Here is a 13020-nt window from a genome sequence, read left to right as displayed (position 1 = left end):
CGTCCGGCCAGGCCGCGCCCGCCGCCGCGCCGTCCGGCCAGGCCCGTCCGGCGGCCCCGGCCCCGGTGTCGTTCGCCGCACCCGCCGAGCAGCTCGCGCTGCGCGGCAAGACCGAGAAGATGTCCCGGATCCGGCAGACCATCGCCCGCCGCATGGTCGAGTCGCTCCAGGTCTCGGCGCAGCTCACCACGGTCGTCGAGGTCGACGTCACCAAGGTCGCGCGGCTGCGCGAGCGCGCCAGGGCCGACTTCGAGGCCCGCGAGGGCGTGAAGCTGACCTTCATGCCGTTCTTCGCGCTGGCCGCCGTCGAGGCGCTCAAGCAGCACCCGAAGCTGAACGCGGTCATCAACGGCGACGAGGTCACCTACCACGAGGTGGAGAACCTCGGCTTCGCCGTGGACGTCCCGGAGCGCGGCCTGATGGTCCCGGTCATCCACAACGCGGGCCAGCTCAACCTGGGCGGCCTCGCGCAGCGGATCGCCGACCTCGCCGACCGCACCCGCACCAACCGGGTGAGCCCGGACGAGCTGTCCGGCGGCACGTTCACGCTGACCAACACCGGCAGCCGGGGCGCGCTGTTCGACACCCCGATCCTGAACCAGCCGCAGGTCGGCATGCTCGGCACCGGCGCGGTCGTCAAGCGCCCGGCCGTCATCGACGACCCCGAGCTGGGCGAGGTCATCGCCGTCCGGTCGATCGCCTACCTGGCGCTGACCTACGACCACCGCCTCATCGACGGCGCGGACGCGGCCCGCTTCCTGGGCACCGTCAAGCACCGCCTGGAGGAGGGCAACTTCGAGGCCGAGCTCGGCCTCTGACGCTCCGCCTCCACTCCGTCGAAACCCGCCGACCCCTTCCGGGGCGGCGGGTTTCGCCGTTCCTGGAGCCCGACTGCCCTATATAGGTTGCGACACTAACTAGGTCGCCTTATGGTCTAGGTGGCGACAACGACCTTCTGAGGAGCGACCATGGCGCGACCGTCCGACGGAGACCGTTCACCACGCGAAGGCACCGACCCGAACGGCGGGCGGAGTGGCGCGGGCAGCGCCGCGGGCGGCGGTGCGAACGGGATCGGCAACGCGGTGCTGCTTCCGCTGCTGGGGCTGTGGATCTGCCTCGGCGCCACTCTGTTCCACGGGCCGGTCGCCGCCGTGATCGTCGGCAGCGGGACGCTGGCGGCGCTGGTCACCCTCTACCGCGTGGTGCGGCACGCCGCCGACGAGCGGCTGCGGCGGACCGTCCGGCACGCCGCCCTCCGCGCCCCGATCGCGGGCCTGGCCTTCCTCGCGGTCTCCGGAGCCGTCTACGCGGCGGGCGGGGGCGGCGACGCGTCCGAGACCGCCTCGGGCGTCCTGGCGGGGCTCGGCGCCTTCGTCCTCTGCGTCGCCCTCACCCTTGTCGCCGCCGCCCGCCCCGCCGCGTCCGGAAACGGCTCCGCCTCGGAAGGAGGCCGCTGATGGCCGCCGACCGGCGCGCGAACTGGCTCAAGGGCGTGCTCGACCTGGCCGTCCTGGCCTGCCTGCGGCACGGCGAGAGCTACGGCTACGAGCTCGCCAAGGCCCTGGACGGGGCGGGCCTGGGGCAGATCAAGGGCGGCACGCTCTACCCGGTCCTGAACCGGCTGGAGGAGGCCGCCCTGGTGGAGGCCGAGTACCGGGCGACCGAACGCGGCCCCGGACGCCGCTACTACCGCCTGACGGACGCCGGCCGGGCGGCCCTCACCGAGCAGGGCGCGTCCTGGCTGGACTTCCATGAGGCCGTCCGCGCGCTGATCACCGGAGGCGGGAAGTGAACGAGGGCTACTTCACCGAGCTGGCGGACCGGCTGCGCGGCCTCGGGGTCGCCGAGGACCGGATCGGCCCCCTGGTGGCCGAGCTGTCCGGATACGCCGCCGAGTCCGGCGCGGCCCCCGAGGACGAGTTCGGCCCGGCCGCCGAGTTCGCGGCCGAGTTCGCCGAGGCGGCGGCGCAGGCACGGGCGGGGGTCGGCGCGGGGCCGGCCCCGGCGGCGGACGCCGAGCGCTGGGTCTGGACGGCGAACGCGTCGGTCGACCAGGAGATGATGAACCGGTTCGGGGCGCAGGGCTGGGAGATCGAGCGGGTCGACCACCTCGGCCGCTTCGTCAGCCGCCGCGACCCGGTGTCCCCCCTGCGGTGGGAGTACCGGCGGGACGTCGTGGGCCGCCGGGAGCGGGCGCGGCACGCCGCGGCCCTCGCCCCGGAGGGCTGGGAGCCCTGCGGGCACTGGCTGTTCCTGGCGTACTCCAAGCGGCCGCTCGCCGCCGTCGCCGGGCCCGCCGCCGAACTCGAGGACCCGCCCGGACGGCCCGCGCGCAGCCTCTACCTCACGCGCGCGGTGTGGGCGCCGGTGGCCGTCCTCGCCGCGTCCCTCGTCCTCGCCGGGGTGCTCCTCGCCGTGGCGTTCACCACCGGTGGAGGCGGGAGCACGGTCAGGGGCCTGCTGTTCGGGCTGCCCGTGGGCCTGGTCCTGGGCGGTGCCGCCGCCTTCGCCGCCCTCCGCAGGAAGCGCGCGGAGTACGCGCGCGCTTCCTGCCACCCCGACGACGTCTGAGCCCCGCCCCGTCCGCGGCGAACGGGGCGGGGCGGTCCGCTACCGCCCCTGACGACGCTTGCGGGAGGTCAGTTCTGGTCGCTGGAACGGCCGGACCGGTCGGACAGGACGTACGCCGAGCCGGCCGACAGGGCCGCGACGCTCAGCACCGACGGCCACGCGCCGATCTTCTTGGCCAGCGGGTGCGAGCCGCCGAAGCCCGCCAGGTAGACGGTCAGCAGGGCCGCCGCGCCCTTGGGGCCCGAAGTCTTGTTCCACTCGCGCGCGCAGTACGCCCCCGCCGCGGCGAGGACGGCGCCGCCGAGCGGGCGGCGGCGGGTGAAGCGGGCGGCGGCGTAACCGCCGACGAGACCGGTGGCGGCCACGGCCGCGGTGGGGATCTTTGCCATGCCCCGGAGGCTACCGCCCCTCCTGTGAAGGCGCGGGACCTAGGGTGAACCCATGAAGGTCGCGGTGACGGGCGCTTCGGGATTCGTCGGCTCGGCCCTCGTCCGCTCGCTGGCGGACGACGGGCACGAGGTGGTCCGGCTGGTGCGGCGCGAGCCGTCCGGGCCGGACGAACGGCGCTGGGAGCCGTCCGGCGGGCCGCTGGACCTCGGGGGCGTCGACGCGGTCGTCCACCTGGCGGGCGCGGGCATCGGCGACCGGCCGTGGACGCCGCGGTACCGCCGGACGATCCTGCTGAGCCGCGTGCAGGGCACCGCGACGATCGCGCGGGCCGTCGCCGAGGCGGGCGTCCCCGTGCTGGTCTCGGGGTCCGCGATCGGCTTCTACGGCGACACCGGCGACCGCGAGGTGGACGAGGACGCGCCGAGCGGCGCCGGGTTCCTCGCCGAGGTCGTCCGGGCCTGGGAGGCCGCGGCGTCGCCCGCCTCCGACGCGGGCGCGCGGGTGGCGATCGCGCGCACCGGCCACGTCCTCGGCGCGGGCGGTGGACTGCTGGGCAAGCTGCTTCCGCTGTACCGGCTGGGCCTCGGCGGGCGGCTCGGCTCGGGCCGCCAGTACTGGAGCTGGATCTCCCTCGACGACGAGGTCGCCGCGCTGCGCCTGCTCATCGACGGCGACCTGTCCGGGCCGGTGAACCTGACCGCGCCCAACCCCGTGACCAACGCCGAGTTCACCCGGCTGCTCGGACAGGCGCTGCACCGGCCCACGCCCCTGCCCGTCCCGGCGTTCGCGCTGCGTGCGGCGCTGCCGGGGTTCGCGCGGGAGGCGATCCTGCCGGGGCAGCGGGTCGTCCCGCGGCGGCTGGCCGGAGCGGGCTTCCGGTACGGCGACCCCGAACTGGGCGCGGCCATGCCAAGAATCTTCAAAGAGGCGCGTGGCGGCGATCTCGGGCCGTACGGTGATCGTTGACGCCGCGTCCACCGGGAGGGGCCAGCAGATGAGCACGGACGGCCAGCCGCACATCCTCGCTATCGGCGGCGGAAGCTTCATCCGGAACGCCCGGCAGGGCGTCTCCCCGAGCCCGCTGCTCCGCTACGCCTGCGACCTCACCGGGCAGGACCGCCCGCGGCTGTGCTTCCTGGCCACCGCGATGGGCGACTCCGCCGAGACCATCGCCCGGTACTACTCCGCGTTCACCGAGCTGGACGCCGAGGTCAGCCATCTGGCGCTGTTCCCCATGCCGAACGTCGCCGACATGCGCGAGCACCTGCTCTCCCAGGATCTGATCTACGTCGGCGGCGGCAGCGTCGCGAACCTCATGGCGCTGTGGCAGGTGCACGGCCTCGGCGACATCATGCGCGAGGCGTGGCACGAGGGCGTGGTGCTGTCCGGGACGAGCGCCGGGGCGCTGTGCTGGCACATGGGCGGCAACACCGACTCGTTCGGCCCGGAGCTGCGCGGTTTCTCCGGCGGGCTCGGCCTGCTCCCCTACTCCTGCGGGGTTCACTACGACAGCGAGCCGCAGCGCCGCCCGCTCCTTCAGCGGCTGGTCGGCGAGGGCGACCTGCCCGGCGGGTACGCGGCCGACGAGGACACCGCCCTGCACTACGTCGGAACCGAGTTCGTCCAGGCCGTCACATTCACCGAGGGCAAGGGCGCGTACCGGGTCGACGCGGACGGCCCGGGCCGGGTCAAGGAGACCCGGATCACTCCCCGGCTCCTGACCCGCGAGTAGGGGCATAGGCTGACGGACGTGAGCGATGTTGACGTACGCGGCACGGCTCAGGGCACGGGCCGTCCCGCCGAGCCCCGCCCCGCCGACGACCGCCCGGACGCTCCGGCGGCGCCGTCCCTCCCCGCCTTCGACATCGACGCGCTGACCGTCGTGCACGCCGGGTTCGGCGCCGCCGCCGTGGAGTACGAGGCGGGCTGGGAGCTCCAGCGCCGCACCCACGCGCGCCGCGCCGACGACGAGATCGGCGACACCGTCCTGCTGCTGGAGCACCTGCCGGTGTACACGGCGGGCAAGCGCACCGAGCCGCTGGACCGGCCGTTCGGCGACCCGGGCGCGCCCGTCGTCGAGGTGGACCGCGGCGGCAAGATCACCTGGCACGGGCCGGGGCAGCTGACCGGGTACCCGATCCTGCGGCTGCCCGACCCGGTGGACGTGGTCGCCTACGTCCGGCTGCTGGAGCGCATGATGATGGACGTCTGCGCCGAGCTCGGCCTGGCCACGACCACCGTCGAGGGCCGCAGCGGCCTGTGGGTCCCCGGCGCCCCGGACCGCAAGATCGGCTCCATCGGGATCCGGGTGTCGCGGGGCGTCACCATGCACGGCTTCATGCTCAACTGCGACTGCGACCTGTCGTGGTTCGACCGGATCGTCCCGTGCGGCCTGCGGGACGTGGGCTCCACCAGCCTCAGCGCCGAGCTCGGCCGCCCGGTCACCGTCGCCGAGGTCGTCCCGCTGGTCGAACGGCACCTGGGCGCCCTGCTCGGCGCGGACGCCGTCCTGCACCGCACCACCGCCCAGCTCGCCGCCTGACCCACCGTCCTCCGCACCCGGCCGCCCCGGCCGATCGGCTGTTCGGCGCGGACCGGACCGTGGGACGCGCCGGTCAGGATCCGCTGCGGAGGACCTTGAAGACGGCCTGGCCCTCGCCCGCCGCCGCCCGGAAGAACTCCGCGAGGCGGGCGTAGGCGGGACGCAGCCGGGCCTCCGGGGCCGGGACGTCCGCGCCCTGGACGCCCGCCGCGCGCATCTCCGCCGCGTCCAGCCGTCCGGGCAGGGACGCGAACCCGGTGGAGTCGAGGTGCGCGGCGGCGGCCTTGACCCGCTCCGGCGCCAGGTAGATCACATCCGCGCCGGACGCGTCCGCGCCGTCCTCGGTGAGCAGCCGGCCCCCGCACACCACGTCCGCCTCGGGCTGCCGCCCGTCCCAGGCGTCGCCGGTCAGCGCCCAGTGCAGCACCTGCCAGTCGCCGCCGAGGTCGAGGACGCGGCCGTCCCGGGCGTCCGTCCGGAGGTCCCGTCCGCCGAACAGCATGGCCGCCATCCGCGCGGGGTCGCTCTCCCCCTCGACCACGGGCGGCACCCTCAGATACGACAACGCGAGACCCACGGCGGTCCTACTCTCCACTTGCGATTCGTGCGACAACAGGCAGTCACCCTAAGAGATCGACAGGTACGCAGGGGGGAAACGCGGGAATCCGCCCGGGACGGGCCGCGAGCGCCGCGGGGGCCGGGGCGAGGGCGCAGTGGGGACCCGGGCCGGGCGCAGTGGGGACCGGGGCGGGGGTGGCCGAGGTGCGTGCGCCGGAGATCGGGACGTACCCTGTGGGGGTGACGACGGCGACTCCCGAGGGGCGCAAGCTCCTCCGCATCGAGGTACGGAACAGCCAGACCCCCATCGAGCGCAAGCCGGACTGGATCAAGACCCGGCTGAAGATGGGCCCGCAGTACCGCGAGCTGACCCAGCTGGTGAAGTCCGAGGGTCTGCACACGGTCTGCCAGGAGGCGGGCTGTCCCAACATCTTCGAGTGCTGGGAGGACCGCGAGGCCACCTTCCTCATCGGCGGCGACCAGTGCACGCGGCGCTGCGACTTCTGCCAGATCGACACCGGCAAGCCCGCCGAGTTCGACCGGGACGAGCCGCGCCGGGTCGCCGAGTCGGTGGCCGCGATGGGCCTGCGGTACGCGACCGTCACCGGCGTCGCCCGCGACGACCTGGAGGACGGCGGGGCCTGGCTGTACGCCGAGACCGTCCGGCAGATCCACGCGGCCGTGCCCGGCTGCGGTGTCGAGCTGCTGATCCCCGACTTCAACGCCGACCCCGGCCAGCTCGCCGAGGTGTTCTCGTCCCGGCCCGAGGTGCTGGCGCACAACGTGGAGACCGTCCCGCGGATCTTCAAGCGGATCCGCCCCGGGTTCCGGTACGAGCGGTCGCTGGAGGTCATCACCCGGGCCCGCGAGGACGGCCTGGTCACCAAGTCGAACCTCATCCTCGGCATGGGCGAGACCCGCGAGGAGGTGTCCGAGGCGCTGCGCGACCTGCACGAGGCGGGCTGCGAGCTGGTCACGATCACCCAGTACCTGCGCCCGTCGCCGCGGCACCACCCGGTCGAGCGCTGGGTGAAGCCCGAGGAGTTCGTCGAGCTGTCCGCCGAGGCGGAGGAGATCGGGTTCGCCGGGGTCATGTCCGGCCCGCTCGTCCGGTCCAGCTACCGGGCCGGGCGACTGTACAAGCAGGCCGTCGAGGCGCGAGAGCGCTGACGGCGACCATTATCCTTAGGAACATGTCGAAGAAGCCCACGGACGGGGCCCAGGAGCGTCCGGGCCGCCTCAAGCAGATCCGCATGGTCGCCCAGGTGCTCCACCAGGCGAACCCCAAGGCCCTCCCGATCGTGTTCGCCTCCGCGCTCGGGGCCCTGGTCGTCGTCGTCGCCATCGGGTGGATCGTCGGCAGCCTGTGGTTCTTCGTCCCGCTGGGCATCCTGGCGGCGGTCGCGGTCGGCATGGTCGTGTTCGGCCAGCTCGCGCAGCGCGCCCAGTACTCGGTGCTCGCCGGGCAGCCGGGCGCCGCCGCGGCGGTGCTGAAGAACGTGCGCGGCGGCTGGACGGTCACCGAGGCCGTGTCCGGCAACCGCAACCTGGACATGGTGCACCGGGCGGTCGGCCGCCCCGGCGTCGTGATCGTCTCGGAGGGCCCGCGCAGCCGCGTCGGCCAGCTCCTCGGCGCCGAGAAGAAGCGCATCTCGCGCGCCGTGCCGTCCGTCCCGATCTATGACATCCAGGTCGGCGACGAAGAGGGCCAGATCCCGGTGGACAAGCTCCAGCGGCACCTGATGAAGCTGCCCCGCAACCTGACCAAGGCGCAGGTCAACGACGTGAACAGCCGTCTGGCCGCGCTCCCGCGCGCGATGCAGATGCCGAAGGGCCCGATGCCCAAGGGCGCCCGCATGCCGCGCGGCCCGAAGCCGAAGACGCGCTGACCCTCGAAGACGCGCTGACCTTCCACGGCCGCCCCGGCGGCCCGGTCCCCGGAAACACCGAACGGGAGGGCTCCCCCACCTGGGGGAGCCCTCCCGTTTTCTACGTTCTCTGTTCCGTTGCGTTTTCCGGGTCGAGCCTTGAGGCGGGCGAAGGGGGCCGGGACTGGAACAGGACTACGCGCGGACGACGATGACGTTGCCGGCGCGGTCGTGGTGGCCGCACGACTACGCGCGGACGACGATGGTGTTGGCGGCGCGGTCGTGGAGGCCGCGGTGGTCGCGGTCCCAGATCAGCGCGGGGACGACCAGGAGCAGCAGGAGCGTGCGGGCGAGGGCCCAGCCGAAGCCGATCGGACGGCCGTCCAGCCGGACGACGCGCAGCCCCACCAGCTTCTTGCCGATGGTCGTTCCGAGCGTGGCGGTCAGCAGCCACACCATGACCGCGAACACGGCGGTGTTGGCCAGCGAGCGGGTCGCGGGGCTCCAGTGCAGCGCCGTGGCGAACAGCGCGCCGACGAACGCGCCGACGACCAGGTCCAGCAGCAGGGCGGTGATCCGCCGGCCGTACGTCGCGACCGAGCCGGGGCCCTCCTTGGGCAGCCCCAGCCGTCCCCCGGGCGTGCCGAGGTCGACCCCGGCGGACGCCGCGCCGCCGAGCCACGTCTGCGTCCACCTGGGGCCGGTGGACTCCCGCTGCTTACCGCTTGCCATGGCTCTACGCTATCCGGTCCCCGGAGCCGCCGGGATGCGGGTCGGCACCGGCCGGCGGGCGGGTCCGCGCCGATGCGGAGCGAGACCTCGCCGATGCGGAGCGAGACCGCGCGGACGCGGAGCGGGGCCGCGGAGGCGTCAGGACGGGCGCGGGCGGGTAGGGATGCCGGACGTGACGGACATCACCCAGTGACCCGTAACACAGCCGAAACACATGGGACACGGCCGGGAAACGGCCCTCTGAGACCCTTCCCGAAGCCGAGAACACCCCCAAGGAGGCTGGATGTTCAACAGCGCCAAAGAGGTCCTGGAATACATCGACCGCGAGGGCGTCCGCTTCGTGGACTGCCGGTTCGTGGACCTTCCCGGCAAGATGCAGCACTTCACCTTCCCGGTGGAGAGCTTCGGTGAGGGCGTCTTCACCGAGGGGCTGATGTTCGACGGCTCGTCGGTGCGCGGCTTCCAGGAGATCCACGAGTCGGACATGCTCCTGCTCCCGGACCCGGGCACCGCGGTGCTCGACCCGTTCCGGCAGCACAAGACGCTGATCCTCAACTTCTTCGTGCACGACCCCCTCACGGGCGAGCCGTACAGCCGCGACCCGCGGAACGTGGCGAAGAAGGCGCAGGACTACCTGCGCGGCACCGGCGTCGCCGACACCTGCTACTTCGGCCCCGAGGCCGAGTTCTACATCTTCGACGACGTCCGGTTCGAGACCCGGGCGAACGCGGGCTACTACTACCTCGACTCGGTCGAGGGCGCGTGGAACACCGGCCGCGAGGAGCCGGCGGGGAACCTGGGCGCCAAGCCCCCGTACAAGGGCGGCTACTTCCCCGTCCCGCCGATGGACCACTACACCGACCTGCGGTCGGAGATGGTCGAGCAGCTGCTGGGGTCGGGCATCCACGTCGAGATGCAGCACCACGAGGTCGGGACGGCGGGCCAGGCGGAGATCGACTTCCGCTTCGACACGCTGCTGCGGACGGCCGACAACCTGATGCTCTACAAGTACATCGTGAAGAACGTCGCGCGGGCGGCGGGCAAGACGGTCACGTTCATGCCGAAGCCGCTGTTCGGCGACAACGGCTCGGGCATGCACTGCCACCAGTCGCTGTGGAAGGACGGCTCGCCGCTGTTCTACGACGAGGTGGGCTACGCGGGCCTGTCGGACGACGCGCGGCACTACATCGGCGGGCTGCTGCGGCACGCGCCGTCCCTGCTGGCGTTCACCAACCCGACGGTGAACTCCTACCACCGGCTGGTGCCGGGCTTCGAGGCGCCGGTGAACCTGGTGTACTCGCAGCGCAACCGGTCGGCGTGCATCCGCATCCCGATCACCGGCTCGAACCCGAAGGCCAAGCGGGTCGAGTTCCGCGTGCCCGACCCGTCCTGCAACCCGTACCTGGCGTTCGCCGCGATGCTCATGGCGGGCCTGGACGGCATCAAGAACAAGATCGAGCCCGCCGAGCCGGTGGACAAGGACCTCTACGAGCTCCCGCCGGAGGAGGCGCGCGCGATCCCGCAGGTGCCGGGCTCGCTGGAGGCCGTCCTGGCCGCGCTGGAGGCCGACCACGACTACCTGCTGGAGGGCGGCGTCTTCACCCCGGACCTCATCGAGACCTACGTCGCGATGAAGTACGAGCACGAGATCGACCCGATCCGGCTCCGTCCGCACCCGCACGAGTTCGAGCTGTACTACGACGTCTGACCGACGCCGCCGCCGGTGCGGGCCGGCGCGGGACCGGTGCGCGCCGGTCCACGCCCGACCCCGGACACGGGAGCTTGCCTGGTCCGTCATAGTTTGTCCTCACGGAGCGCCTCCGGGAACTTCTCGGAGGCGCTCCGTGTTGGGATCGACGAACGGCGAGACGATCAAGGAGAGCGCCATGGCCGAGGTGCGGGTCGAGCGGACGGCGGACGGCGGGTTCGTCGGGACGAACGCGCGTGGCGCGTCGGTGGCGATCGGGACCGGCGATCAGGACGGGGTGTTCACGCCGGTCGAGCTGCTCCTGGCGGCGCTGGCCGGATGCGAGCTGGTCACCGTCGAGCCGCTGACCGCCAAGCGCGGGCACCGGATGGCGAGGCTGGCCGCGGACGTGACGGCGGAGAAGGTCGAGACCAGCAGGCTGGGCACGATCACGGTGACGTACGACGTGGAGTTGCCCGAGGGGGACGAGGAGGCCGCCGACGTGCTGCGGTCCGTCGCCGCGCGGGTGCACGAGAGGTACTGCACGGTCGGCAACGCGCTCAAGGAGCGGATGACCGTGGAGCAGGTCGTCCCGGTCGAATAGCCACCCGGGATGAGGGACGCCCATGGACGGCGGGGTATGCCCACGTCCATGGGCGTCGCCGCGTTCAGGGGCGCCGCCGCGTTCAGGGGCGTCGCCGCGTTCAGGGGCGGGTGAGCCGACGGACGGGGCGCCCGTCGCGGGTGTCAGGGGCAGCGCTTCCCGTTCTTGGGGACCACGCCGTCCAGGAGGTAGCGGTTCACGGCGTCCACGACGCAGCGGTCGCCGCTGAGGTAGGACGTGTGCCCCTGCCCCTTGAGGCTGAGCAGCACCGCCTTGCCGCCGATCTCCCTGGTCAGCGCGGGGGCCCAGGCGTACGGGGTGGCGGGGTCGCCCTCGTTGCCGACCACCAGGATCGGCGCGGCGGACGGCGCGGAGACCTCCCTGCCGGCGTCGCTCCCCCGGTAGCTCCAGCCGTCGCAGGAGAGCAGGCTCCACGCGAGGGAGGGACCGAAGACCGCCGAGGCGTTGCGGAACCGCGGCAGTTCCCGGCGGACGTCCGCGGGCGTCGGCCGCTCGGTGGTGTCGGCGCAGCCGATGGCGGTTTCGGCGGCGAGGAAGTTGGAGTAGTGGCCGTTCTCGTCGCGGCCGGTCTGGGAGTCGGCGAGCGCGAGCAGCAGGCTGCCGTCGCCCTTCGCCGCGTCGGCGAGGGCGCGCACCAGGATCTTCCAGCTGACCTGGTCGTAGAGGGCGGCGGCGACGCCGAGCTCGCCGAGGGACTGGGTGAGCCGGCGGCCCTGCGGCCCGCCGGGGAGCGGACGGCCGTCCAGACCGTCCACGAAGGTGCGGATCCAGGTGAGGACCGCGTCCCTGTTCCGTCCCATCGGGCACAGGGTCGGGCCCAGCCCCGCGCAGTAGGCGGCGAACCTCCCCAGCGCGCGCTGGAAGGCGGCGGCCTGCTGGAGCGCGAGGTCCGTGGACTTGATCTTGGTGTCGACGGCGCCGTCGAGGACGACGCGTCCGACCTGGCCGGGGAACTGGTGGGCGTTGTTCGCGCCGAGCTGGGTGCCGTAGGACAGGCCGAAGTAGTGCAGCCGCGCGTCGCCGAGGACGGTCCGGATGACGTCCATGTCGCGCGCGGCGGAGACCGTCCCGACGTAGGGCAGGATCCCGCCGGAGTGGTCGGCGCAGGCGCGCGCGAAGGCAGCGTCCGCCTGGCTGAGGGCCTTCTCCTCGGCCGGGTCGTCCGGCGAGCCGTCGAGCGCGAGGTAGCCGTCGAGGGCACGGTCGTCCAGGCAGTTCACGGCGGTGCTCTGGCCGACGCCGCGCGGGTCGAAGCCGACCAGGTCGTACCGCTTGGCGAGGCCCTGGAACTGCCCGGCGGTCTGGGCGAGCGTGGTGGTGCCCGCCGCGCCGGGGCCGCCGAAGTTGAACAGCAGGGAGCCGATGCGGTGGGCGGGGTCGGTGGCGGGGAAGCGGAGCAGGGCCAGGTCGACGGTCCGGCCGCCCGGTCGGGCGTAGTCGAGCGGCGCCTTGATCTTCGCGCACTGCGGGACGCCGTTCTGCCCGGTGGTGACCGGCGGGTTCGTGGGCAGCGCGGTGCACGGCCCCCAGGAGGGACGCTGGCCCGTGATCGAAGTGGGCAGGGGCGGGTAGGTCGCTGGGGTGAGTGACGGTGATCCGGGAGGAGGACCCGAGACCATGCCGACCGGCGCGTGGGCGCTGTCCCCTTCTCCACATGCGGACGGTCCGGATACGGCCAGAGTGAGGGCGATTGCCACCCCGACATGCCTCACAGGCACCATTTGCAACATTCGTCCCCCCAGCGATTCCGCGGGGGGCGATCCGTGACCTACCCCTGGGCTCCTATGCTGACTCCCGATCACGTCGAGTTCGCGCCGTCTTCGGTCCCGGGGCTCCTCACCCTGAAGTCCGGATTTCCCCGCCAAGGCGTACTACTCAAGTCTGAGATGAAGACCATTCGTCGCGGTGATCTCAACCGGGTGGCCGCGCGGCAAAGATAGGTAGCATGGCCCAAACCGCCCCAGCAGCTCCCCGCGGCCAGGCCGAGGAGAGCGCCCCCCCGGCCGGCCGCGTCCCCCTCCCCCGGCAGGGCTCGGCGCCCGCCCCG

Annotated in this window: 15 protein-coding genes; 11 read left to right on the top strand and 4 right to left on the bottom strand. The window is 73.2% G+C overall.

Features of this window, described 5'->3' with window-relative positions:
* The 4 genes from DZF91_RS08310 to DZF91_RS08295 all read left to right on the top strand — a co-directional run.
* On the top strand, positions 1-818 hold an 818-nt coding region (locus DZF91_RS08310), incomplete at its 5' end, for a 2-oxo acid dehydrogenase subunit E2 (RefSeq protein ID WP_199486496.1).
* A gap of 150 nt (positions 819-968) precedes the next feature.
* Positions 969-1457, top strand: coding sequence for a hypothetical protein (locus tag DZF91_RS08305; RefSeq protein ID WP_117356899.1), 489 nt, complete (start codon positions 969-971; stop codon positions 1455-1457).
* Positions 1457-1792 (top strand): PadR family transcriptional regulator, encoded by a 336-nt coding sequence (locus DZF91_RS08300; protein ID WP_117356898.1) that lies wholly within the window; start codon positions 1457-1459, stop codon positions 1790-1792. Before DZF91_RS08305 ends, DZF91_RS08300 begins: the two co-directional genes overlap by 1 nt.
* Complete coding sequence (locus tag DZF91_RS08295; protein ID WP_117356897.1) at positions 1789-2571, top strand: hypothetical protein; 783 nt, start codon at positions 1789-1791, stop codon at positions 2569-2571. The genes DZF91_RS08300 and DZF91_RS08295 overlap by 4 nt, the downstream gene beginning before the upstream one ends.
* A 68-nt stretch (positions 2572-2639) precedes the next feature.
* Here DZF91_RS08295 and DZF91_RS08290 read toward each other — a convergent pair whose 3' ends face one another.
* Positions 2640-2960, bottom strand: a complete 321-nt coding sequence (locus DZF91_RS08290; protein ID WP_117356896.1) for a hypothetical protein — start codon at positions 2958-2960, stop codon at positions 2640-2642.
* A gap of 52 nt (positions 2961-3012) precedes the next feature.
* On the opposite strand from DZF91_RS08290, the gene DZF91_RS08285 reads away from it, so the two are divergent.
* From DZF91_RS08285 to lipB, 3 genes are all read left to right on the top strand, one after another.
* The gene (locus DZF91_RS08285; protein WP_117356895.1) at positions 3013-3927 is read left to right on the top strand and encodes a TIGR01777 family oxidoreductase; all 915 of its coding nucleotides are present in this window, start codon (positions 3013-3015) and stop codon (positions 3925-3927) included.
* Positions 3928-3955: 28 nt separating this feature from the next.
* Positions 3956-4693 (top strand): Type 1 glutamine amidotransferase-like domain-containing protein, encoded by a 738-nt coding sequence (locus tag DZF91_RS08280; protein WP_117356894.1) that lies wholly within the window; start codon positions 3956-3958, stop codon positions 4691-4693.
* A gap of 141 nt (positions 4694-4834) precedes the next feature.
* Positions 4835-5503, top strand: coding sequence for a lipoyl(octanoyl) transferase LipB (gene lipB, locus DZF91_RS08275; protein ID WP_407920897.1), 669 nt, complete (start codon positions 4835-4837; stop codon positions 5501-5503).
* A gap of 73 nt (positions 5504-5576) precedes the next feature.
* Here the strand turns inward: lipB and DZF91_RS08270 are convergent, their stop codons facing one another.
* Complete coding sequence (locus DZF91_RS08270; RefSeq protein ID WP_235834157.1) at positions 5577-6044, bottom strand: DUF1877 family protein; 468 nt, start codon at positions 6042-6044, stop codon at positions 5577-5579.
* 257 nt (positions 6045-6301) lie between these two features.
* Between DZF91_RS08270 and lipA the strand changes: the two genes are divergently transcribed.
* Together lipA and DZF91_RS08260 are read left to right on the top strand one after the other, a co-directional pair.
* Entirely contained in the window at positions 6302-7231 is a 930-nt protein-coding gene (lipA, locus tag DZF91_RS08265; protein ID WP_117356901.1) for a lipoyl synthase, read from the top strand.
* 23 nt (positions 7232-7254) lie between these two features.
* Positions 7255-7950: a DUF4191 domain-containing protein gene (locus DZF91_RS08260; protein WP_117356892.1), complete on the top strand. Its 696-nt coding sequence runs from the start codon at positions 7255-7257 to the stop codon at positions 7948-7950.
* Positions 7951-8175: 225 nt separating this feature from the next.
* Here the strand turns inward: DZF91_RS08260 and DZF91_RS08255 are convergent, their stop codons facing one another.
* Complete coding sequence (locus tag DZF91_RS08255; protein WP_117356891.1) at positions 8176-8661, bottom strand: RDD family protein; 486 nt, start codon at positions 8659-8661, stop codon at positions 8176-8178.
* Positions 8662-8944: 283 nt separating this feature from the next.
* Between DZF91_RS08255 and glnA the strand changes: the two genes are divergently transcribed.
* Both glnA and DZF91_RS08245 read left to right on the top strand, forming a co-directional pair.
* Entirely contained in the window at positions 8945-10369 is a 1425-nt protein-coding gene (glnA, locus tag DZF91_RS08250) for a type I glutamate--ammonia ligase (protein ID WP_117356890.1), read from the top strand.
* 136 nt (positions 10370-10505) lie between these two features.
* The gene (locus DZF91_RS08245; protein WP_235834156.1) at positions 10506-10952 is read left to right on the top strand and encodes an OsmC family protein; all 447 of its coding nucleotides are present in this window, start codon (positions 10506-10508) and stop codon (positions 10950-10952) included.
* Between the two features lie 143 nt (positions 10953-11095).
* Here the strand turns inward: DZF91_RS08245 and DZF91_RS08240 are convergent, their stop codons facing one another.
* Entirely contained in the window at positions 11096-12592 is a 1497-nt protein-coding gene (locus DZF91_RS08240; protein ID WP_158587881.1) for an alpha/beta hydrolase, read from the bottom strand.
* Positions 12593-13020: the final 428 nt, after the last annotated feature.

Origin of the sequence: Actinomadura logoneensis, assembly GCF_003428695.1 — a bacterium.
In the GTDB taxonomy this organism is placed as follows: Bacteria; Actinomycetota; Actinomycetes; order Streptosporangiales; family Streptosporangiaceae; genus Spirillospora; species Spirillospora logoneensis.
The sequence above is the reverse complement of the archived record's forward strand: the minus strand, read 5'-3'. Positions and strand labels throughout refer to the sequence as shown.

Coding starts and splice junctions, on each gene's coding strand:
- glnA (WP_117356890.1), top strand. CDS start 8,945: ATGTTCAACAGCGCCAAAGAGGTCCTGGAATACATCGACCGCGAGGGC.
- DZF91_RS08285 (WP_117356895.1), top strand. CDS start 3,013: ATGAAGGTCGCGGTGACGGGCGCTTCGGGATTCGTCGGCTCGGCCCTC.
- DZF91_RS08280 (WP_117356894.1), top strand. CDS start 3,956: ATGAGCACGGACGGCCAGCCGCACATCCTCGCTATCGGCGGCGGAAGC.
- DZF91_RS08300 (WP_117356898.1), top strand. CDS start 1,457: ATGGCCGCCGACCGGCGCGCGAACTGGCTCAAGGGCGTGCTCGACCTG.
- DZF91_RS08290 (WP_117356896.1), bottom strand. CDS start 2,960: ATGGCAAAGATCCCCACCGCGGCCGTGGCCGCCACCGGTCTCGTCGGC.
- DZF91_RS08240 (WP_158587881.1), bottom strand. CDS start 12,592: ATGGTCTCGGGTCCTCCTCCCGGATCACCGTCACTCACCCCAGCGACC.
- DZF91_RS08260 (WP_117356892.1), top strand. CDS start 7,255: ATGTCGAAGAAGCCCACGGACGGGGCCCAGGAGCGTCCGGGCCGCCTC.
- DZF91_RS08305 (WP_117356899.1), top strand. CDS start 969: ATGGCGCGACCGTCCGACGGAGACCGTTCACCACGCGAAGGCACCGAC.
- DZF91_RS08255 (WP_117356891.1), bottom strand. CDS start 8,661: ATGGCAAGCGGTAAGCAGCGGGAGTCCACCGGCCCCAGGTGGACGCAG.